The organism is Curtobacterium sp. ER1/6 (assembly GCF_001742745.1).
GTDB lineage: Bacteria > Actinomycetota > Actinomycetes > Actinomycetales > Microbacteriaceae > Curtobacterium > Curtobacterium citri.
In genome coordinates this window covers 110,191-130,717 of record NZ_MJAK01000006.1, presented here as the reverse complement: position 1 = coordinate 130,717, position 20,527 = coordinate 110,191, and the positions used below count along the sequence as shown (strand labels likewise).

Here is a 20,527-nt window from a genome sequence, read left to right as displayed (position 1 = left end):
GCCGGCGCGTTCGTCGTAGCCCAGCCGTACCAAAGCCTGCGGCTGCACCTACGGTCGAGCGGGAGCACCCCTGTCGGGGTCGCACCTTCGGGCCCACGGCTCCCAGGTTCGCCACTGACGTGCGGGCGCTGAGCGGATGAACGCGCGGGAGTTGCGGCCGAGGAACAAGGCCGCCCTCTTCGTTCTTCTGGCGGTCGCCACAGCGATCGTGGTGGCGGTCAGCATCGGGATGTGGTGGAGCAGGACAGGCGATGCTCGACTTGCCGATAGCGGAGTGGACACCAAGGGCACACCGACAGGTGAGGTCTGCTCCTTCGAAGTGCGGAAGTACCGGGGGTCGTACACCCAGTACGCGGCGATGTACGCCTACATCGTCGACGGTCGCCGCTACGAAGTCAGGGGAGCAGCCCACTTCGAGGAACCCACAGACGTCCCTACGGACACGACCGGCGTCCGGGTGAAGTACCTGCCGGCTCAGCCGACCCAAGCCATCGCTCACGACGAACGCATCGAACGCAGCTCGGCCCGATCCGGCACGGCTCCGAAGGTCACGACGGACTGCGCTGGATAGCAGCATTCGTCCGATCATGGTGCCGCGCCCGCGACCCGCTGATTCCCGCAGTCTCCCCACGATCAGGCGGCAAGGACGCACCCTGGGAACAAGGCGAGACCCCCATCACGCGCCAATCACGACGAACCAACGTCGCTGACGTCCGGCCGCAACGCACCCGATCCTCGAAGGTCGGCCCCGCGCGGGAGCGAGGTCGTCAATTCGGGCCATTCTTGAGGATGGGGCCAACACGACAAAGGCGCTGCACGCGTAGTGCGTGCAGCGCCTTCGTCGTGAGCTATGTGAGCTCTCATCGTCGCCGGTGCGCGCGGGGCTCTGCCCAGCGCGGGAACGAAGCTGCTGACTGTGACTGCGCTGCTTCACTTGCGACGTTGAAGCAGATTTAGTACCACACCGAGCCAGAGCACGAGACCCCCAGATGCTATCGCCACGGCGAGCAACCAGACTGGGAGGCCATGTCGCGAGACCTGGTCCCGTAGAGGGGAAAAGAGGAATATGCATGCGATCACAAGAAGCACCGACCCCACGATGGCGGCTGGCAACTCCTTGCCATTCTTCACGATCAGGACGAACCCCCCGTAGCTGCGAGTCCACGATCACCATTGACATCGGCCAAAATGCATGCAGCATCGCCCAATAGATCCCCAGATGATGCAGCAGTCGAAGAAGTCAAGAGAACATCTTGGTGGCCGCAACATAGAAAGCCGTACCCATACAGACGAACCCCAAACAGATCAGCAGAACCTCCTGAGGTGTATCGCGCCGTTTTACTCCTCGTGGCTGACCGCGGTAACGCAGGAACGAGCTCAGCACCGCTACACCTGACGTCACCGCCGCTCCGAAGACCAGCGCGACAAAAACGAACTGCCAGAGAAGCTGCCCCATCAGAAAAAGCGGCGAAGCAACGTGAGATGATCCCCAGCAATGCCCAAGTCGTTGATCGTGTTGGCGGCGAGGTCATCACCGGCTTCAGTTGCAAGGTAGATCGACACTCCGGTAGCGCAACCGAGCAGCGCAGTGCCAGCAGACAACGACGACGTTGCGAACACGCGGAAGAACCCCTCATCACGGCCACACCAGCTCTGCAGTCCCCATGACGACGCTGTGCGGCCACTCAGGACGCTACGGAGCATGCCTCATCTGCGCACCCCCACAAGAGGGGGACGATCCGGAACAGCACGGACTGGTAGAGCGCGCGCCCGCGCCGATGTACTCCACCCGCGGAGCACCCACCCCACCCGGTACCGTCATCCCATGGCACTCGGCTGGAAGCTGCACGGTGACGGCGCGACCGTCTCCTCCTCGACCATCGTGGCGCCGGACGAGCGCCTCTCCTGGGGCCGCACGATCGGGCTCGGCGTCCAGCACGTCGTCGCGATGTTCGGCGCGACCTTCCTCGTCCCGCTCATCACGGGCTTCCCGCCGTCGACCACCCTGCTGTTCAGCGGCATCGGGACGATCCTGTTCCTGCTCATCACGGGCAACCGGCTGCCGAGCTACCTCGGGTCGTCGTTCGCGTTCCTCGCGCCGATCGGTGCCGCGACGAAGATCGGCGGCATCCCGCTCGCCCTGTCCGGCATCATCGTGGTCGGTGTCCTGCTCGCGATCGTGGGTGCGATCGTGCACCTGGCGGGCGCCGGGTGGATCGACCGTCTGATGCCGCCGGTGGTGTCGGGCGCGATCGTCGCGCTGATCGGCTTCAACCTCGCACCGGCCGCCCGCGACAACTTCACGAAGGCCCCGGTCGTCGCGCTCATCACCCTCGCGGCGATCATCCTCGTCACGGTCCTCTTCAAGGGGCTGGTCGGCCGGCTGTCGATCGTGATCGGCGTCGCGGTCGGCTACGTCGCGGCGCTCGTCGGCGGCCAGGTCGACCTGTCGAAGGTCGGCGAGGCGGCCTGGATCGGCCTGCCGACCTTCACCGCCCCCGCGTTCGACGCCGGGCAGCTCGCGGTCTACCTCGGCTTCGTGCCGGTCGTGCTCGCCCTCGTCGCCGAGAACGTCGGCCACGTGAAGGGCGTCGGCCAGCTGACCGGCCGCGACCTCACGCCGCTGACCGGTCGCGCGCTCTTCGCCGACGGCGTCTCGACGGTGCTCGCCGGAGCGGGCGGCGGCTCGGCCACGACGACGTACGGCGAGAACATCGGCGTCATGGCCGCCACCCGCGTCTTCTCGACGGCCGCCTACTGGGTCGCCGCGATCGTCGCGATCCTGCTCGGGCTGTCGCCCAAGGTCGGCATGATCATCTCGTCCGTGCCCGCCGGGGTGCTCGGCGGTGCCACGACCGCGCTCTACGGCCTGATCGGCGTCATCGGCATCCGCATCTGGGTCGAGAACCGCGTCGACTTCGCCAAGCCCAAGAACCAGCTCACCGCCGGCATCGCGCTCATCATGGGCATCGCCGACTTCACGTTCTCGTTCGGCGGTGCGACGTTCGGCGGCATCATCGTGGGCACGATCGCCGCGATCGTCGTCTACCACCTGATGGACCTGGTCGGCCGGGCCCGCGGCACGGACCCGGCGACGCCGGAGGCGTCGGACCAGGCGCACGCCGCGACCGGTGCGGTCCCGGCAGAGCCGCGCGCGGACTGAGTCGGACCACCTGACGGACGGGAGGCCCGTGGCGACGCCGCCACGGGCCTCCCGTCCGTCCACCGGTCACACCGCAGGGCGCGCCGCCGGTCACCGGACCGGCCGCGGGACGGCCAGAATGGGCCGGTGCCCCGACCCACGACCACCGCCGAGCGCGCCGAGCGCCGGTCGGTCGACCGGGACGTCGTCCGCCTCGCCGTCCCCGCGCTCGGGGCCCTCGTCGTCGAGCCGCTCTTCCTGCTCACCGACACCGCACTGGTCGGCCACCTCGGGGCGACCGCCCTGGCGGCCGTGGGGCTTGCGAGCGTCGTCCTGCAGACGGTCACCGGGCTGCTCGTCTTCCTGGCGTACGCCACGACGCCCGAGGTCGCACGCGCCCTCGGCGGCGGCGACCGTCGCGGGGCGATGCACGCGGGCATCGACGGCATGTGGCTCGCGCTGGCACTCGGCGTCGTGCTCGCGCTCGTCGGGTGGCCGCTCGCCGGACCGCTCGTCGACCTGTTCGGGGCGTCGCCCGAGGTGTCGGCCGCAGCGACCGCGTACCTGACCCTCTCGCTGGTCGGCCTGCCCGGGATCCTCGTCGTGACCGCCTCGACCGGACTGCTGCGTGGGCTGCAGGACACCCGGACGCCGCTCGTCGTTGCGACCGTCGGCTTCGTGGCGAACGGGCTGCTCAACGCCGTGCTCATCTACGGCGCCGGGTGGGGCGTCGAGGGCTCCGCCGCCGGCACCGTCGTGGTGCAGTGGGCGATGGCCGCGGTGTACGTCGTCATCGCCGTGCGCGCCGCCCGGGCCTCGGGTGCGCCGCTGCGCCCGGGCGCCTCCGGGGTCGTTCGGGCCCTGCGCTCCGGTACCTGGCTGTTCCTCCGGACCGTGTCCCTGCGGGTGGCGATGCTCGCGACCGTGGCGACCGCGAGCGGGCTCGGGACGACCGGCCTGGCGACGACGCAGGTCGGGCTGACCGTGTTCTCGACGCTGGCCTTCGCGCTGGACGCCCTCGCGATCGCCGGGCAGGCGCTCGTCGGGCACGGCCTCGGCGCGCGCGACCCCGCACGGGTGCGACTGGTCACGCGGCGGCTCGTGGTGCTCGGGATCCTCGGCGGTGTGCTGCTCGGCGTGGTCGTCGTCGCCGTCAGCGGCGTGCTCGGCCCGGTGTTCTCGGACTCCGCCGCGGTCCGGTCGGCGCTGCCGGTCGTGCTCGTGCTCATCGCCGTGGGGATGCCCGTCGCGGGCTACGTGTTCGTGCTCGACGGCGTGCTCATCGGCGCCGGGGACGCGCGGTACCTCGCGCTGGCCGGCGTCGTGAACCTCGTCGTGTACCTGCCGCTGCTCTGGTGGCTCGGTGGGAGCCTCGCCGGGCTCTGGGCCGCCTTCGCGCTCGGCTACATCGGCGTCCGCGCGGTCACCCTCGGGGTGCGCGCGCACCGGCCCGGCTGGGTCGGACAGGCGTTGGCCCGGTGAGCGGGCGTTCGCGCGTCGCGTCGTCGGCGCTCCTCGCCACGGTCGGCATCGGCGTGCAGGGACTCGCGAAGCTGCTCGTCACGGTGGTCGTCGGGCGGGTGTTCGGCACCGAGACCCTCGGGCAGACGACGGCCCTGCTGTCCCTCTCGGTGTTCACCGCCCTGCTGTGGCCGAACGCGGCGGGCAACACCGCCTCGCGGGTGCTGGCGATCGCGCTGCGCGGGCACCGGTCCGACACGGCGGTGAACCGACTGCTCGGGGCCTCGATGGCGGTGTCGAGCGTCGTGCTCGCCGCGGTGACCGTACCGGTCGCGATCGCCTGGGGTGCGAGCCCCGGCATGGTGGTCGGTGGGGTCGGGGTCGTCGTCGGGTACGGCCTGTACTGCTACGCCCGCGGCGCCCAGCTCGGGTACGACCGCGCACCACGCGTCGCGCTGTGGGACACGGTCACGAGCCTGCTCGCGCTCGGACTGCTCGTCGCGGCGTGCGTCGCCCGGCTCGAGCCGCTCGTCCTGCTCCCCCTGGCCGTCGGGTACACCGTCTTCGCGATCGCCTGCTGGCCGCGCGGCAACCGGGCCGCCGGCACTCCGGAGCCGACCGCGGGGGTGCTCGGCTTCGCGGCGTGGAACGTGCTCGCTGTCGTGACCTCGAACGGCCTGCTGCAGCTGACGATGATCTCGGCGCAGGTGTCCTCCTCGGCGCTCGAGGCCGGGGTCTACGCCGCGGCCTTCACGCTCGCGACACCCGCGTCGATGGTCGGCCAGGCCCTGGGGCAGGTGCTCGTGCCGGCGTTCGCGCACCGGTCGGACGGCGGGTCACTGCGCTCCCGCGGGGTGCTGCTGCTCGTCGGCGGGTTCGCCGCGGGCACCGCCGTGGTGTTCGGCCTCGTCGCCTGGCTCGCCGGGTGGTTCCTGCCGCTGGTCTACCCGGCCGAGGGAGCCGCCGCGGTCGCGGACCTGCGGTACCTGATGGTCGGCGTGTGGGTGTTCACCGTCGGACTCGTGCCGGCGGCGCTCCTGCTGGCGTCCGGTCGGTCACGGCAGGTGGCGCTGGCGTCGGTGGCGGGGTTCGTCGTGGGCGTGGTGCTCATGGCGGTGCTCGCGCCGTCGACCGGGGTGGCCGGGGGGACCACGGGGTTCCTCGTGGGGAGCGCGGTGAACCTGGTGGCGGTGGTGGTGCTGGGCCTGCGGAGCGGTCACCAGCGCACCACACCCGACCAGGAGGCTCCGCGATAGTCTGTTATGAACAGGGCACTTCATAACAACTCATCGAGGATCCGTGCAACCCAGTCCCTACACTCCAGGCGAGATCGCGCGTGCGGTCCCCGGGCGCGCGCTGCAGCTCGCCGAGATGGACGAACGCCTGTCCGTACTGGTCGATCTCAGGCGTCTCGTCGGCCGGATCCGGGTCGACCACGCTGCCCGCGGGTTCGGGAAGACGTCACTGCTCCGCGAGTACCAGCGCCGCGCGGCCCTGCGCGGTGCTCGTACGGTGTGGGTGACGGCCGGCGAGACGCACGGGCTCGTCGCACAGATCGCGGAGGAACTCCGTCACGTGGCGGACGAAGCAGACCGGGCTGCACTCCTGCGCACCATCGAGTCGCTGCAACTCTCCGTCGGCATCCCCGGAGTGGCGACGGCCACCACCACGCTCCGGTCTCCGGAGCCCAGAGCCGGTACCGACAGCGCTCCGGCGGGAGCTCGCGCGTTCGAATCGGTGATCCGTGCAGCTGCAGAAGACCAGCCGCTGGTGATCCTCGTCGACGAGATACAGTCGGCCGATCCCGAGGGCCTGCGGATCCTCGTCTACGCGTGGCAGCACCTGCAGGCCGAAGGCGCGGACGTCCCGGCCGCTGTCTTCGCCGCCGGCCTGCCCAACGCACCGGAGACCATCGCCGGTGTCGTCACCTTCAGCGAGCGCCTCGCGTACCGACCGCTCGGTCCACTGCACCGTGATGCTGAGGAGGTGGCCCTGATCGGTCCGGCTCGCGTGCTCGGTGTCGACTGGACACCCGATGCCGTCGACCGAGCACTGGCGATCGCTCAGGGCTACCCGTACTCCGTGCAGCTCATCGCGGATGCGTCATGGGCGGCCGCGGGCCGTCCGGATCCGGGTGCCGTGATCGACCTCCCAGCGGTCGAACGCGGACACCGTGCCATGCAGGCGGACCTCGACGCACTCTTCCGCGCGCGGTGGGCAGCGTGCTCGCCCTCGGAACGACGACTGCTCACCGCGATGGCCGGCCTCGGCGACGGCCCGACCCCTCGGGCGGCGATCGCGGAGGCCCTGGGCACCGGGAGCAACCAGCTGTCGACACCTCGCGCTCGGCTCATCGACAAGGGACTCGTCCAGCCTGCTGAACGCGGGTCGCTGGAGTTCACGATCCCCGGGTTCGCCGCCTTCGTCAGGAACATTGGGTCGTAGCGCGCTCCGTGGACGTCGTGCTCGATCCGGACCGTCAGCCGGCGGGCGCCAGCCCCACGTGCGGCTCCAGCCACGCCATACCCGCGGCGATCGCCGCCCGCGCCATCGTCCAGTTGTGCCGAGCACCGGGCAGGACCCACCGCGTCACGTGCATCCCGACCGCCGCCGCACGTTCCGCGACGACGGGCATCGCCGGGCCGTAGTGGGTGTCGAGCTGCGCCGCGGTGAAGAACGCCCACGTCGACGCGTAGTGGCCGTGCCGGGCCATGACCGCCAGGGGCTGGGCCGCCCGGTACGCCGCCGCGTTCCCCGAGAACCCGCGGGCGATCGTCCGCGCCGGGTCCCCGAGGGAGGGGCCGAGCTCGCCGGAGACGTCGATGATGTTCCCGAAGCGGTCGGGGTCCCCGGCGCCGAGCTGGATCGCACACGTGCCGCCCTGCGAGAACCCGCCGATCGTCCAGGCCGCGGCACCGGTCTGCACGCGCAGGTGGCTCGTGATCCATGCGGGGACGTCGTGCTCGAGGTACGACCGGCTGTTGCCGAGCGGCCCGTCGACGCACATCGGGTTGCCCGACTCCGGGCCGAGCTGGTCGGGGACGACGACGATCGGGGTCAGACCACGGTGCAGCTCGGCGATCGCGTCCATCGTCTGCTCGATGTGCCCGCCGTTCTGCAGGTCGTCCGGGCCGGACCCCCGCGACTGCCCGGGCATCACGACCGCCACCGGCAGGGGCGGCGGGTCCGCGACGAGGGCCGCCGGGGGCAGGTAGAGCAGGGCGTCGCGGGCGGTGAAGTGCGACGTCGTGCCCGGGATCGACACGTGCAGCAGCCGACCGGTCTGCGGCATGTCCGACGGCGCCACCCAGGTCGTCGCGAGGTCGACGGTCGACGGCTCGTCCGGGGTCGGGCGCTCGCCCGCGGGGACCGTCGAACCGAGCACCAGCGGCCGGAACACGGACAGCCTGGACCCGAGTCCGTCGGCGGTCGGGGTCGACGCTGCGGTCGGGGTCGCGCTCGGGACCGGGGCAGCAGCGGCGGCAGATCGGTCCGGCGGACGGAACCACCCGACCAGGGCGACGGCGACCGCTGCCGACGTCACGGCGACCACCAGGACGAGGACGACCCTCGTCACGACTCCGACACGCTGGACACGCTGCACGAGGACGGATCGTAGGGACGGCACCTCCGGGTCCGGGTCGACGGCGGCTCGCCGGCGCTGAGGGAACCACCAGCCGACGTCCGGGGTGTGGGACGGGGTGCTCAGCCGCCGATCGCCGCGCGCACCGGCCCGGTCGTGTCCCCGATCCGCAGCTCCGACCGGAAGGCGGCCGGCTCCGGCTGGACCCCCTCGAGCATCGCCAGCGCCGCACGTGCCGCGGCCCGGCCCTTCTGCTCGAACGGCTGCTCGAGCGTCGTCAGCCGCTGGATCGGCGAGCGGTGCAGCAGGCTGTCGTCGACGGTGATGCCGTCGAACCCGATCACGCTGACGTCCTCCGGCACGCGGAGCCCGGCGTCGAGCGCGGCCGAGATCACCCCGACGGCGAGCAGGTCGCTCTGCGCCACGACTGCGGTGGGCACGGGCGCTCCGTCGGTGAACAGGGTCCGTGCGGCGGCGCGGCCGTCCTCCACCGAACTCCCGGCGGCCTCGACCGCGGCCGCGTCCGGGTAGACCTCGCGGACGCCCCGCAACCGCTCGAGCGTCGTGTGCGCGACGCCGGCGGCCTCGCGGGCAGCGTCGACCGGTCCGCAGCGGCGCTCGGCGTCGAGCGGCAGGGTCACGATCGTCACGGCGGTGTGGCCGAGCTCGGCGAGGTAGGAGGCCGCCCGCCGCGAGGCGTCGCGGTTGTCGAGGTGGATCGGCACCGCGCCCTCGATGTCGTCCGCCTCGATCGCGACGACGGGGATCTGCCGACGGCGGAGGACGGCGACCGCGGGGTCGATGCGCACGTTGCACCCGACCAGGACGACGGCGTCCATCGGGGCGTCGACGATGGGCCCGGTGCCGCGCTCGTCGTCGAGGGGACTGCGGACGAGCAGCAGTGACGCCCCGGCCTCGCCCGCGACCTCGGCGATCCCGTCGAGCGTCAGGACGTTCACCGGGTCGCGGAACGCGTCGCTCAGGCGTTCGTCCATGACGACGCCGATCACCCCGGAGCGCCCGCGGCGGAGCGACCGTGCGCGGGGGTCGGGTCCGCCGTACCCGAGCTCCGCGGCGGCGGCGAGCACACGGGCCTTCGCGTCCTCGGACACCGGTCCGGCGCCGCTGAACGCGAGCGAGGCGGTCGACGGGGCGACGCCCGCCGCACGGGCCACAGCGGCCAGCGTGGGGCGGGGCCCACGGCGCGCCGATCCGGCGACGTGGTCGCGGGAGCCGTCGGTCCCGGACGCGCCGCGTGCTGTTGCCGGTTGGTCCATCGCCCGTTAGCGTAGTCACACCGAGCGGTCGAATCGATTCGACAACCGCCGGGACGCACCGCATCCGCAGTCCAGCAGCCGCCACCAGCACGAGACCGGAACCGACATGACGACGACGTCCACCCGCACCGCCCCGACGACCCGGGTGTGGATCACCGCGGTCTTCGTGGCCTTCACGCTCTCCGGGCTCGCCATCGCGACCTGGCTCGGCCGGATCCCGAGCGTCCGTGACTCGCTCGGCGCGACGACCTTCGAGATGGGTCTGCTCGTCCTCGGCATGGCCGTCGGCTCCATCGGTGGCCTGACGTTCGCCGGGCACATCGTGTCGAAGGTCGGCGCCCGTCGGGGCGTGCAGGTCGCGTCCGTGTGCCTGGCCGTCGGGCTGGTGTTCGCCGGCTTCGCCGTCACGTACGGCTGGGGCTTCGCGGCCATCTGGGTCGGGCTGATCGCCTTCGGCTTCGGCAACGGCCTGGTCGACGTCTCGATGAACGTCTCCGGCGCCGCCGCCGAGAAGGCCGGCGGCCGCACGATCATGCCGCTGTTCCACGCGGCCTTCAGCGTCGGGACGCTCGCGGGTGCCGGCCTCGGCGCACTGACCGAGGCCCTCGAGGTGCCCGTCGTGCTGCACTTCGCGGTCCTCGGGGTCGTGGTCTGCCTGGTCATGCTCGCGGCCGCGTCGCGGTTCGGCGACGAGCACCGGTACGAGGAGCACGAGTCCACCGCCACGAGCCCGACGCCCGTGCAGCTCACGCGCTGGCAGGTCTGGGCGCAGCCGTCGACGATCCTCATCGGCGTGATCGTGCTCGGCATGGCGCTGGCCGAGGGCTCCGCCAACGACTGGCTGCCCCTCGCGATGATCGACGGGCACGGGCTCGACAACGCGGCCGGTTCCGCGGTGCTCACGGTGTTCCTCGCGGCGATGACCGCGGGACGCATCGCCGGCAGCCCGCTCATCGACCGGTTCGGCCGGGTGCCGGTGCTCCGGGCGAGCGCGATCGTCGCCGTGGTGGGCCTCGGCATGCTCATCTTCGTGGACGTCGTCCCGATCGCGATCGTCGGCGTGGTGCTCTGGGGCCTCGGTGCCAGCCTCGGCTTCCCGATGGGCATGTCCGCCGCGGCCGACGATCCCCGCTCGGCAGCGCTCAAGGTCAGCGCGGTGGCGACGATCGGCTACGTGGCGTTCCTGGCCGGCCCCCCGCTCATCGGCTTCCTCGGCGAGCACATCGGCCTGCTCGGCGCACTGCTCGTGGTGTTCGTGTTCATCATCGCGGCCGGCCTGGCGTCGGGCGCAGCCCGCGAGACGGGTGCGGCGGCGGAGACGCTGCGGCGCCGACGTGCGCGGCGGGACGGGGGCGACCACGGGTCGGACGGTGACCACGGGACGGACGGGACGACCGACGACGGGCGTGCCTCGCGCCTCCAGGCCGAGCCGACGGACGCCGGAGCGCACACCGACCGTTAGGATCGCCGGGTGCGTCTCGTCATCGCCCGCTGCTCCGTCGACTACGCCGGACGCCTGTCGGCCCACCTGCCGCTCGCGACCCGCCTGCTCATGCTCAAGGCGGACGGCTCGCTGCTCGTCCACTCCGACGGCGGCAGCTACAAGCCGCTGAACTGGATGAGCCCGCCGTGCTCCGTCGAGATCGGCGAGCCCGACGAGGAGCAGGCGAGCGCCGGCATCACGCAGGTGTGGACGGTCACGCAGAAGAAGACGCAGGACAAGCTCATCGTGAGCCTGTACGAGGTCCTCGCCGACGAGAGCCACGACCTCGGCACCGACCCGGGCCTGGTGAAGGACGGCGTCGAGGCGCACCTGCAGCAGCTCCTCGCGGAGCAGATCGAACTCCTCGGTGACGGGCACACGCTCGTCCGCCGCGAGTACATGACAGCCATCGGACCGGTCGACATCCTGGCGCGCGACGACGCGGGGGCGAGCGTCGCGGTCGAGATGAAGCGCAACGCGAACATCGACGCCGTCGAGCAGCTCACCCGGTACCTCGAACTCATGAACCGCGACCCGCACCTGCGTCCGGTGCAGGGCGTGCTCGCCGCGCAGACGGTGGCGCCGCAGGCGCGCACCCTCGCCGAGGACCGCGGCATCCGCGTCCTGGTGCTCGACTACGACGCCATGCGCGGCATCGAGGGCGGGCACACCCGCCTCTTCTGACGTCCGGCCGGTTCTGACGTCCGGCCGGGAGGCACGGCTGCGGTCCGCCACCCCGCTGCGGCCGTCCCGTGGTCGCCGCCACCGCCCCGACTAGGCTGGGCAGGACATGACGCGCCCGTACACCGCCATCCTGTTCGACCTCGACGGCACCATCAGCGACTCCGCTCCGGGGATCCTCGAGAGCATGACGCACACCTTCCGGACGGTCGGCGTGCCCGTGCCCGACCACGCGACGCTGATGTCGTTCGTCGGCCCGCCGATCATGGACACCTTCCGGACCGCGATGGGCATGGACGACGCGCAGGCGGAGCACACGCTCGCCGTCTACCGCGAGCACTACCTGTCCCGCGGCGCGCTCGACTCGGCGATGTTCCCCGGGATCGACGTCGTCCTCCGCACCCTGCACGAGGCCGGGCTGCCGATCTCGACCGCGACGAGCAAGCCCGAGACCCCGGCGACCGTCATCCTCGACCACTACGGCCTGACGCGGTACATCGACTTCGTCACCGGCGCCAGCGACGACGAGGTCCGCAGCGCCAAGGCCGACGTCGTCGCCGAGGCCCTGCGCCGCCTGGAGGCTGCTGGCCACGACGTCAGCCGCCCGGTGCTGGTCGGCGACCGGTTGCACGACGTCGAGGGCGCCCGCGTGCACGGCGTCCCGGTGGTCTTCGCCGAGTGGGGCTACGGTGCCCCGTCCGAGGCCGAGGGGACCGTGGCGCAGGCCGCGACCCCGCTCGACCTGCTGCCGATCCTGCTGCCGGCCTCGTGACGGACGGCACCGCGGTCCGCCGCGGACTCCGCGGGGCCGCCTGGCTGCTGCCCGCCGCGATCGTCCTCATCGCCCTGAACTTCCGCGGCCCGATCGTCGCGCCGGCGCCGGTGATCGGCGAGGTCCGGGTCGACCTCGGGCTGACCGCGACGATCGCCGGGCTCCTCACGACGATCCCGGTGCTGTGCTTCTCGCTCGCGACGCCGTTCGCGAGCTGGGTCATCGCGAAGGCCGACCCCGAGCGTGCGGTCTCGCTCTCGCTCCTCATCGTGCTCGTGGGCACGGTCGTGCGGTCGCTGCCGTCGTCGGCCGCGCTGCTCGTCGGCACCGCGGTGATCGGCGTCGGCATCACGATCGGCAACGTGGTCGTCCCGGTGGTCATCCGGCGGGACACCTCCCCCGAGCGCGTCGGCATCGTCACGGGCGTGTACACGTCGGCGCTCAACGTCGGGTCGATGATCACCTCGCTCGGCACCGCGCCGATCGCCGCCGCGTGGGGCTGGCCCGTCGCGATCGCCGTGTGGGCGGTCTTCGCCGTCGTCGCCGGACTCGCGTGGACGTACACCGTCGGCGCCCGGGCCGCGTGGCTCCGGCCGCTCCACCACGAGCCCGTCGCGGCCACGGGGCCCGTCGAGCTGCTGACCGAGACCGGGTCGATCCGCACCGTCGCGTCGACTTCGCGGTCCGGTGCCGCGGCCGAGCCGGTGCGACCGGCCCGACGGCTCATCACGTGGGGGCTGACGCTGGCCTTCGGCGGGCAGGCGTTCTCGTACTACGCGCTCACGGCGTGGATCCCGACCCTGCTGCACGACGAGATCGGCTTCTCGGCCGAGTCGTCCGGCGCGAGCTCGTCGGTGTTCCAGATCATGGCGGTCGTCGGCGCACTCGGGGTCCCGGTGCTCGCGACCCGGTTCCGGCCGCGCGGGATCATCGCCCTGGTGGGTTTCCTCTGGCTCGCGATGCCGCTCGGGCTGCTGTTCGCGCCGCAGCTCTGGTTGCTCTGGTCGATCCTCGGCGGGGCCGCGCAGGGCGGAGGCATCACGGTCATCTTCATCGTGATCGTCCGGATCGTGACGAGCGACGACGACGCCCGGCGGATGTCCGCGTTCGTGCAGGGCGGCGGGTACCTGATCGGCTCGGCGGGGCCGCTCGTCGCGGGCTCCCTGCACGGTGCGACCGGCACCTGGACGGCACCCCTGCTCGTCGTGCTCGTCGCGGTGCTGACGCTCGGCGTCGCGGGGACGATCGCGGCGCGGCGCGTCGACTGACGCGGGCGGGCTGCGCCGTCGCGCGGCGCGGCGTGCGGCGTGCGGGTGCGCGCGGGATCGCGTCAAACCACGCTTGCGACATCGAACCAGTGTCGACGCCTGGTTCGATGTCGGCAACGTGGTTCGACACGCGCCTGTCGCCGCCCGCGCGAGCGTCGCCACGCCCGCGCGCGGCGTCAGAAGGTCGGACGCGACTCGTAGACCGACATGAGCACGGCCGCGGCCAGCCGAGCGGAGCGCGCCGGCTGAGCCGACCGTTGGACGGCGGACTCGACCCGCGCGCCCTCGATCAGGAGCGACAGGCCCTGCGCGATGTGCGCCGGCATCGCGCCCCGCTCGCAGACGAGCGTGAGGTGCCGCTGGACGTCGAGGAAGTGCTCGCGCGCGAGCTCGGCGACGCCCGGGTCCTGCCGACCGAGCTCCGCGTGGCCGTTGATGAAGGCGCAGCCGCGCCACCCCTCGTCCTCGAAGCACTCCTCGAGGTACCCGAAGATCGCGAGGACCTCGTCCCGCGGATCGCTCTCGGACGACGCGATCCGGTCCAGCGCCCGGCGCCAGGCCCCGTGCCACCGCTGGAGCACGGCGACGACCAGGTCACGCTTGGTCGGGTAGGCGGCGGTGAGCTCGGCGAGGGTCAGCCCCGCGCGGTCCGCGACGTCCTCGAGCGTGACCGGGATGACACCGCGCTCGGTGAAGAGGGCGTCGGCGGCACCGGAGGCGGCGCGCTGCACGTCGGTCTCGCGGCGGGAGGGCGTGAGGGTGAGGAGGGTCATGGTGTGACGTGTCCGTTGTGCGGGGTCCGATCGGGGTGCTGACCGGCACCCGGGTCGGGCGCGGCCGGGATCAGGCCGCGGTGAAGAAGTCCGCGTAGGACGGTTCGAAGGCGGAGCGGGCGGTGCTGGAGAACTGCGCCCCGAGGCGTTCGGAGATCATCCGGTCGAGCTCCGCCGGAGCGGTCATGCCGCGGCGGTGCCACTCGGTCGGGTCCTGGCGGAGGGCGGCGAGGTCGTGGCGGTCACGCATCGGTGCGGTCCTGTTCTGCGAGGAGGGCGGTCATGTCGATGGCCTGGGTGGCCAGATCGTCGTGCGCGAGCAGGGCGCTCATGCGGAGAGGGTGAGGATGATCGCCGCGGAGGCCGCGACGGTGACGGACAGGATGCCGGAGCTCACGGCTGCCACCTGCAGGGTGTGCTGCCGACGCGCCTCGAGGACCTCGGTGAAGGGGCTGCGCTGTGCCGGACGGCGACGGCGACGGAGCGACACGGCGTCGTGCGCGGTCGTCGGCGCGACCTGGAGGTCGGTGGCGGTGATGGTGGTCATGGGGGTGTCCCTCGTTCTGCTCGGCGCCGGATCGGGAGTGGCGTCGGGCGGTGGTCCGACCGTACGGCGCGGGTGGCGACGCCCGCGACCACCGGCGACGAGCTCGTCGGATAGCGGATGCGGTGCCGTCGGATAGCGGATGTGGCTGCGTGGGGACGGCGCCGGTCGGGTCAGATCCTGACGTGTTCCGGATACTGGTCGGCCCCTGCCCGGTTCCTCCGGCACACTGCTGCCACCCCATGGATGACCCGAACCCGACCCGTGTCCAGGAAGCGACGCAGAGCACCGACCTCGATGTCGCTCGCGACTTCCTCTCCGAGGCGTACGCGGGCCAGCAGTGGAGTGCCGACCAGACCCGGCAGCCGTTCTCGTTCCGGTACACCGCCGTCGGTGACCGGTCCATGACGCTCAGGACGATCCGGTTCGACGGACACCTCGACGGCGTGATGACCCCGTCCGAGGACTTCGTCGTGCAGTGGACGACGAAGGGCACCGCGACGATCGGCACCGGTGACGACCAGGTCCGGATGGAGCCCGGTCGGCCGCAGCTCTGGCCGCAGCAGGGTGCGGCGTTCTCGTACGACGACTACGACCAGCGCATCGTCCAGGTGAACCGTGCGGCGCTCGAGACCGTGGCGGGCGAGCGCGGCACGGCACCCGGTGACCTGCGACTCGACCACACGGTCCGCCCGGACGACCGGGCCCTGCAGGTGTGGCGCAGCAGCGTGCAGCTCATCTCCCACACCGTGATGGACCGTCAGGCGTCACCGCTCCTGCAGGCCGAGATGGGCCGACTGGGGGCGCTCGCCCTGCTCGAGCTGTACCCGGTCGTCTCCGCGTCGCTGCCGGCCGACCTGCTGCTGCCGAAGAACAGCCACGTCCGGACCGCCGTGGAGTACGTGCACGAGCACGCCCACCTGCCGATCACCACGGCGGACCTGGCCTCGGTCGCGAACCTCAGCCTCCGTGCCCTGCAGCACGCCTTCCAGCGAACCGTCGCGATGAGCCCGAACGGCTACATCCGGCACGTCCGGCTCGACCGGGTGCGGGACGCGCTGCTCGCCGGCGACCCGGCGACGACGAACATCGCCGACGTCGCACGGCACTGGGGCTTCGCGCACGCCGGTCGGTTCTCCGCCTCCTACGCTGAACAGCACGGGGAGTACCCCCGCGACACCCTCCGCCGCAGCTGAGGAACGGACGCATGCACGACCACGACGACGACCCGGTCGCCGCGACCATCACGCGGACGCGCCTCGTGACGCGGACCCGCGACACCGCGACCGCCCGGAACGCGATCCTGCACACCTTCCTGGTGCGCGGCCTCGACGTGACCGGCAGCAGCGACTTCACGTTCGAGGAGACCCTGACCGGCACGCCGCTGCTGACCCTCGAGTCGACCAGCTGCACCGGCACGGTACGCGGCGAGGTCGACGCGACCGCTGCGATCGTCCTGGTCTGGTTGAAGGCCGGCCACGCCGTGGTGGGTGGCCAGCAGCTGCCGATCGGTCGTCCGGTCCTGTACTCGCCCGGTCGCCAGCAGGTGCAGTGGGACCGGTTCCAGAAGGACGTCCTGCGCATCGACCGCGAGGTCGTCGAGCGCGTCGCCGCCGAGCGCGGCGGGTGGGAGCCGGGGCCGCTCGAGTTCGAGCCGAACCACATCCCGGACGGGGCACCGCTCGCCGCGTGGTGGCTGATGGTCCGCACCGTCGCCGCGGAGATCCTCGGCACCACGGGCGAGGTCTCCCTGGCCCGCGAGCACGAGCTCGCCGCGATGGCCGCCGCGGGCCTGCTCACCGCGATCCCGCACTGGCCCGCGCAGGTCGACACACCGCGGACCGCCCACGCCGGCCTCGCCGACGCCGAGACGTTCCTCCTCGACCACGTCGCCGAGCGCATCACCGTCGACGACGTCGCCGCGGCCGCCGGCATGAGCGTCCGCGGCCTGCAGAGCGCGTTCCAGCGCATCCACGGCACCACGCCGATGAGCTACCTGCGGAGCGTCCGGCTCCTGATGGCGCGGCAGCAGCTCGAGACCGGACAGCACGCCGCGGTCGCGGACGTCGCGCGGGCCGTCGGGATCACGCACCTCGGCCGGTTCTCGGGTGCGTACCGCGAGGAGTTCGGCGAGCTCCCGGGTGAGACGCTCCGGGCGGCCCGGGAGCGGCACGCCTGACCGGGACCGACCACCGGTCGGGGGTTGCGAGGGTGCCCGTAGGTGTTCGGGTCACGGGCGGGCACCCTCGCGCTACGGCGCCGTCGGGTCCGACGCTGGGTGAGACGAGACCAGCCCGGGAACAGGGATCCGGGCTTCCGCGCAGGGTACGGCGCGGAGTAGCGCCGACGACACTACGAGGCGCGGTCGGAGACGCTCCCAGGTGCGTGCGTCATCCGGACAGACACCGGGCCGGCGCTGGGTGCGGTGCCTGGCCGTGACCCGAACACAGCCAGACACGTCGACCGCCGCCCCGGAGGGCTGCAGCGATCCCGGCGCGAGCGCCGGACACCCGTCCATCAGACCACCTCGTCGGCGGGCACCACGAGACCCACAACGCGGGAAGAACGATCGTTCTCCCTCGCCGGCTCAACCGGCTTGCAGGACCTCGCGCAGGGACAGCGGACGTCGACCGGTCACGCGCTCGACGTCCGTCGACACGTGCGCGAGCGCACCCTCGGCGATCGCGGTGTACGTGCTCACCCAGGCGTCCGCCTGCCACGACTCCGGGTTCCACCGCGCCCGCGACGCGTACGCCTCCTCCACCGACTCCGGGTGGTACGTCACCGCACGGCCCCGGACCTCGGACACGGTGGCGGCGGCCTGCGCGAGGGTGATCGCCTCGGGTCCGGTCAGCTCGTAGGTGCGGTCACGGTGCTCGTCCGGGTGGAGCAGCACCTCGGTGGCGACCCGTGCGACGTCCGCCCGGGCGACCGCGGCCATCGCACCGACCCCCGCCGGCCCGCGGATCACGCCCTCCTCGCCGACCAGGTCCTCGACGAAGTCCAGGTAGAACGAGTCCCGCAGGAAGGTGTGCGCCGCGCCCGACTCCTCGATCGCCCGCTCGGTCGCCCAGTGGTCCCGACCCAGCGTGAACGTCGCGTCGGGGGCCGCGCCGACGAAGGACGTGTAGACGACGTGCCCGACGCCGGCGTCGGCGGCCGCCGCCACGAAGGTGCGGTGCTGGTCGAGACGGTCCCGCGCCTCGGCGCCGGAGACCATGAGGAGCAGGTCCACGCCCTCGAGTGCGGCACGACTGGCGCCGGCGTCGGCGAAGGACGCCACGGCGACCTCCGCGCCGGGGAGTTCCGGTGCCCGGGACGCGTCGCGGACGAGCAGGCGGACGGGCGTGCCCGCCGCGGCGAGCGCGCGGGCGACGGCGCCGCCGATGTTGCCGGTGGCCCCGGTGATGGCGATGGTCATGGTCGCTCCTGTCGTGTCGTCGGGCTGGCGTGTCGGCGGACTGGTGGGTCGGGTCAGGTCAGGTCCGGACCGTCCGGGAGGCACGGGTCATCGTGGTCGCGACCCTCGCCGCGTTCACGCCGTCGACCTCGAGCGCCCAGCTGCGGGCCGCCTCGTGGTCGCGTCCGTGGCGCATGTGCCGCCCGACCAGGCGGTCGACGCGGACCCGGTCGTCGACGACGCACGCCCAGGTCTCGGCGAACAGGGTCGGCAGGGCCGACCAGGGCTCGTCGGCGTCGAGCAGGTAGTTGCCCTCGGTGACCACGAGCCGGGCCGAACGGGGCACGGGGATGCTCCCGGCCACGGGTTCGTCGACGCGACGGTCGAAGTCCGGGGCCCAGACGACGTCCTCGTCCGCGGCCACCAGGCGGCGCACGAGCGCGACGTAGCCGCCCGCGTCGAACGTGTCGACCGCGCCCTTCCGACCACGGCGGCCGAGGGCGTCGAGTGCCGCGTTCGCCAGGTGGAAGCCGTCCATCGGCACCTGCACGGCCGTCCCGGTGCCGTGGGCGGCGTCGACGGCGGCGACGATCCGCCGGGCGAGGGTGGACTTGCCCGCGCCGGGAGCCCCGGTGATGCCGAGGACCGTCCGCCCCGGTGCTGCGGCGAGCGCGACGGCCCGGTCGACGGCGTCGTCGACGGACAGCTCGGTACCGGTCACGCGTCCATCCTCGCAGGCCGGGTGGTTCACTGGCCGCATGGTCGACGCGACGACGGCGTTCAGCGGGTTCTCGGTCCGTGACGTGCCCGAGGCCCGGGCCTTCTACGAGGGCGTGCTCGGGCTCCCCGTCCGCGAGGACCACGGCATGCTCGTGCTCGAGGTCGGCGACGGTCCCGGGGTGCTGGTGTACCCGAAGGGTCCGGCGCACGAACCGGCGTCGTTCACGGTGCTGAACTTCCCCGTGCCGGACGTCGACGCCGCGGTCGACGAGCTCACGGCGAAGGGGATCGCGTTCCTCCGGTACGAGGGCGTCACCGACGAGCGGGGCGTGAACCGACGGGGCGGCCCGCTCATCGCCTGGTTCACGGACCCGTCGGGCAACGTGCTCAGCGTGCTCGAGTCCTGACGCGGCCGGGTCCGGCACCCGATCCGGTTCAGCGCGGGGCGGACCGCAGTCGGTCCCACCGATCCCCGACCGGACCGACGGGCACGATGCCGTCGAGCTCGGCCGTCAGCGTCGTCAGCGCCGCCAGGTGGTCCGGCAGGAGCAGGTCCCACGGCGGTGGCGCGACGCGTTCCAGGGACCGGAGCGTGGCGGTGTCCGGAGCGGCCCCCCACTGCTCGGCGAGGGCGTGCACGAGGACGTCCTGCTCGAGGCGCAGCGTCTGCAACCGGTCGAGCAGGGGGTCGGCGCGGGCCGCGTCGTCGACCGCGAGGACCAGGCGCCCGAGCACGTCGCGTTCGTCCCAGAGGCGCGCGGACAGGTCGGTGGCAGCACCGCTCACGTCCGTCCTCCTCGGTTCGTCACGCCGCCGAGGGTACCCGGACGCCCTCAGCGGTCAGTGGTCAGTGGTCCGGGCGGTCGGCAGCCGGACGGGCGGGCACCGCGCTCAGGCGCGCAGGGCCCCCGCCCAGCCGAGGGCGATCGGGACGAGCAGCCCGTGCCGGCGACGGGGCAGCTCCGCGACCGGCACCCACGCGGCCTCGTCCGTCGAGCCGTCGGTCTCGTTGCGCAGGGTGCCGCCGGTGACGGTCGCCCGGAAGACCACCTGCACCGCCTTCATCGGCCGGCCGTTGTCGTGCATCCGGCGCTCCTTCGGCACGATGTGGTGCCGCACGCCGAGCAGGGGGCCGCAGATGGCCTCGTACCCGGTCTCCTCGAGGACCTCGCGCACGACGGCCTGCTCGACGGTCTCGTCGAACTCGACCCCGCCGCCGGGGAGCGTCCACGTCCCGGCCTCGGGGACGCGCAGGCGGGCGAGGAGCACGCGGTCGCCCTCGGTGACCACCGCGTAGGCGGCGAGCCGGGTGTCGTAGTCCGTGTACTCCATCCGCCGACCCTGCCAGCACGGACCACCCGCGGCTCCCAGACGCGCCGCGCACGTCGGGCTCGAGGCGCCGGTGCGTCCACCGTCGGCCGCC

Annotated in this window: 21 protein-coding genes; 12 read left to right on the top strand and 9 right to left on the bottom strand. The window is 72.6% G+C overall.

Going from position 1 to position 20,527, the window contains the following annotated elements; translation table 11 throughout:
- Nucleotides 1–136: 136 nt before the first annotated feature.
- The 5 genes from Cus16_RS11035 to Cus16_RS11015 all read left to right on the top strand — a co-directional run bounded on the left by Cus16_RS11035 (nucleotide 137) and on the right by Cus16_RS11015 (nucleotide 7,048).
- Nucleotides 137–571 (top strand): hypothetical protein, encoded by a 435-nt coding sequence (locus Cus16_RS11035; RefSeq protein WP_069712706.1) that lies wholly within the window; start codon nucleotides 137–139, stop codon nucleotides 569–571.
- Between the two features lie 1,254 nt (nucleotides 572–1,825).
- Nucleotides 1,826–3,163, top strand: a complete 1,338-nt coding sequence (locus Cus16_RS11030; protein ID WP_069712705.1) for a uracil-xanthine permease family protein — start codon at nucleotides 1,826–1,828, stop codon at nucleotides 3,161–3,163.
- Nucleotides 3,164–3,289: 126 nt separating this feature from the next.
- Nucleotides 3,290–4,624: an MATE family efflux transporter gene (locus tag Cus16_RS11025; RefSeq protein WP_069712704.1), complete on the top strand. Its 1,335-nt coding sequence runs from the start codon at nucleotides 3,290–3,292 to the stop codon at nucleotides 4,622–4,624.
- On the top strand, nucleotides 4,621–5,859 hold the full coding sequence (locus Cus16_RS11020) for a lipopolysaccharide biosynthesis protein (RefSeq protein ID WP_069712703.1): 1,239 nt from the start codon (nucleotides 4,621–4,623) through the stop codon (nucleotides 5,857–5,859). Before Cus16_RS11025 ends, Cus16_RS11020 begins: the two co-directional genes overlap by 4 nt.
- A gap of 43 nt (nucleotides 5,860–5,902) precedes the next feature.
- Entirely contained in the window at nucleotides 5,903–7,048 is a 1,146-nt protein-coding gene (locus Cus16_RS11015) for an ATP-binding protein (RefSeq protein WP_069712702.1), read from the top strand.
- A 34-nt stretch (nucleotides 7,049–7,082) separates the two neighbouring features.
- On the opposite strand, the gene Cus16_RS16695 is transcribed toward Cus16_RS11015, so the two are convergent.
- Entirely contained in the window at nucleotides 7,083–8,180 is a 1,098-nt protein-coding gene (locus Cus16_RS16695) for an alpha/beta hydrolase (RefSeq protein ID WP_069712701.1), read from the bottom strand.
- Between the two features lie 128 nt (nucleotides 8,181–8,308).
- Nucleotides 8,309–9,463, bottom strand: coding sequence for a LacI family DNA-binding transcriptional regulator (locus tag Cus16_RS11005; protein WP_083263895.1), 1,155 nt, complete (start codon nucleotides 9,461–9,463; stop codon nucleotides 8,309–8,311).
- A gap of 106 nt (nucleotides 9,464–9,569) precedes the next feature.
- On the opposite strand from Cus16_RS11005, the gene Cus16_RS11000 reads away from it, so the two are divergent.
- The 4 genes from Cus16_RS11000 (at nucleotide 9,570) to Cus16_RS10985 (ending at nucleotide 13,667) form a co-directional block, all read left to right on the top strand.
- Entirely contained in the window at nucleotides 9,570–10,925 is a 1,356-nt protein-coding gene (locus tag Cus16_RS11000) for an MFS transporter (RefSeq protein ID WP_083263894.1), read from the top strand.
- Between the two features lie 9 nt (nucleotides 10,926–10,934).
- The gene (nucS, locus tag Cus16_RS10995; protein WP_069712700.1) at nucleotides 10,935–11,630 is read left to right on the top strand and encodes an endonuclease NucS; all 696 of its coding nucleotides are present in this window, start codon (nucleotides 10,935–10,937) and stop codon (nucleotides 11,628–11,630) included.
- Between the two features lie 106 nt (nucleotides 11,631–11,736).
- Nucleotides 11,737–12,399, top strand: coding sequence for an HAD hydrolase-like protein (locus tag Cus16_RS10990; protein ID WP_069712699.1), 663 nt, complete (start codon nucleotides 11,737–11,739; stop codon nucleotides 12,397–12,399).
- A complete protein-coding gene (locus Cus16_RS10985; RefSeq protein ID WP_069712698.1) occupies nucleotides 12,396–13,667 on the top strand; it encodes a CynX/NimT family MFS transporter in 1,272 nt (423 codons plus the stop codon). Before Cus16_RS10990 ends, Cus16_RS10985 begins: the two co-directional genes overlap by 4 nt.
- Before the next feature lie 176 nt (nucleotides 13,668–13,843).
- Here Cus16_RS10985 and Cus16_RS10980 read toward each other — a convergent pair whose 3' ends face one another.
- The 3 genes from Cus16_RS10980 to Cus16_RS10970 all read right to left on the bottom strand — a co-directional run bounded on the left by Cus16_RS10980 (nucleotide 13,844) and on the right by Cus16_RS10970 (nucleotide 14,987).
- Nucleotides 13,844–14,440, bottom strand: coding sequence for a TetR/AcrR family transcriptional regulator (locus Cus16_RS10980; protein WP_083263893.1), 597 nt, complete (start codon nucleotides 14,438–14,440; stop codon nucleotides 13,844–13,846).
- A gap of 70 nt (nucleotides 14,441–14,510) precedes the next feature.
- Complete coding sequence (locus Cus16_RS10975; RefSeq protein WP_069712697.1) at nucleotides 14,511–14,690, bottom strand: hypothetical protein; 180 nt, start codon at nucleotides 14,688–14,690, stop codon at nucleotides 14,511–14,513.
- Between the two features lie 78 nt (nucleotides 14,691–14,768).
- On the bottom strand, nucleotides 14,769–14,987 hold the full coding sequence (locus Cus16_RS10970) for a hypothetical protein (protein ID WP_069712696.1): 219 nt from the start codon (nucleotides 14,985–14,987) through the stop codon (nucleotides 14,769–14,771).
- 239 nt (nucleotides 14,988–15,226) lie between these two features.
- Here Cus16_RS10970 and Cus16_RS10965 point away from each other — a divergent pair, with 239 nt between their 5' ends.
- On the top strand, nucleotides 15,227–16,180 hold the full coding sequence (locus tag Cus16_RS10965) for an AraC family transcriptional regulator (protein WP_069712695.1): 954 nt from the start codon (nucleotides 15,227–15,229) through the stop codon (nucleotides 16,178–16,180).
- 11 nt (nucleotides 16,181–16,191) lie between these two features.
- On the top strand, nucleotides 16,192–17,163 hold the full coding sequence (locus Cus16_RS10960) for a helix-turn-helix transcriptional regulator (RefSeq protein ID WP_069712694.1): 972 nt from the start codon (nucleotides 16,192–16,194) through the stop codon (nucleotides 17,161–17,163).
- A 408-nt stretch (nucleotides 17,164–17,571) separates the two neighbouring features.
- Here Cus16_RS10960 and Cus16_RS10955 read toward each other — a convergent pair whose 3' ends face one another.
- Nucleotides 17,572–18,405, bottom strand: coding sequence for an NmrA family NAD(P)-binding protein (locus tag Cus16_RS10955; RefSeq protein ID WP_069712693.1), 834 nt, complete (start codon nucleotides 18,403–18,405; stop codon nucleotides 17,572–17,574).
- Between the two features lie 58 nt (nucleotides 18,406–18,463).
- Nucleotides 18,464–19,105, bottom strand: coding sequence for a nucleoside/nucleotide kinase family protein (locus Cus16_RS10950; RefSeq protein WP_069712692.1), 642 nt, complete (start codon nucleotides 19,103–19,105; stop codon nucleotides 18,464–18,466).
- A gap of 37 nt (nucleotides 19,106–19,142) precedes the next feature.
- Between Cus16_RS10950 and Cus16_RS10945 the strand changes: the two genes are divergently transcribed.
- Nucleotides 19,143–19,511, top strand: coding sequence for a VOC family protein (locus Cus16_RS10945; RefSeq protein ID WP_069712691.1), 369 nt, complete (start codon nucleotides 19,143–19,145; stop codon nucleotides 19,509–19,511).
- Between the two features lie 28 nt (nucleotides 19,512–19,539).
- Here the strand turns inward: Cus16_RS10945 and Cus16_RS10940 are convergent, their stop codons facing one another.
- Together Cus16_RS10940 and Cus16_RS10935 are read right to left on the bottom strand one after the other, a co-directional pair.
- Nucleotides 19,540–19,890 (bottom strand): hypothetical protein, encoded by a 351-nt coding sequence (locus tag Cus16_RS10940; protein ID WP_069712690.1) that lies wholly within the window; start codon nucleotides 19,888–19,890, stop codon nucleotides 19,540–19,542.
- 105 nt (nucleotides 19,891–19,995) lie between these two features.
- Nucleotides 19,996–20,436, bottom strand: coding sequence for an NUDIX hydrolase (locus Cus16_RS10935; RefSeq protein WP_069712689.1), 441 nt, complete (start codon nucleotides 20,434–20,436; stop codon nucleotides 19,996–19,998).
- Between the last annotated feature and the right edge of the window lie 91 nt (nucleotides 20,437–20,527).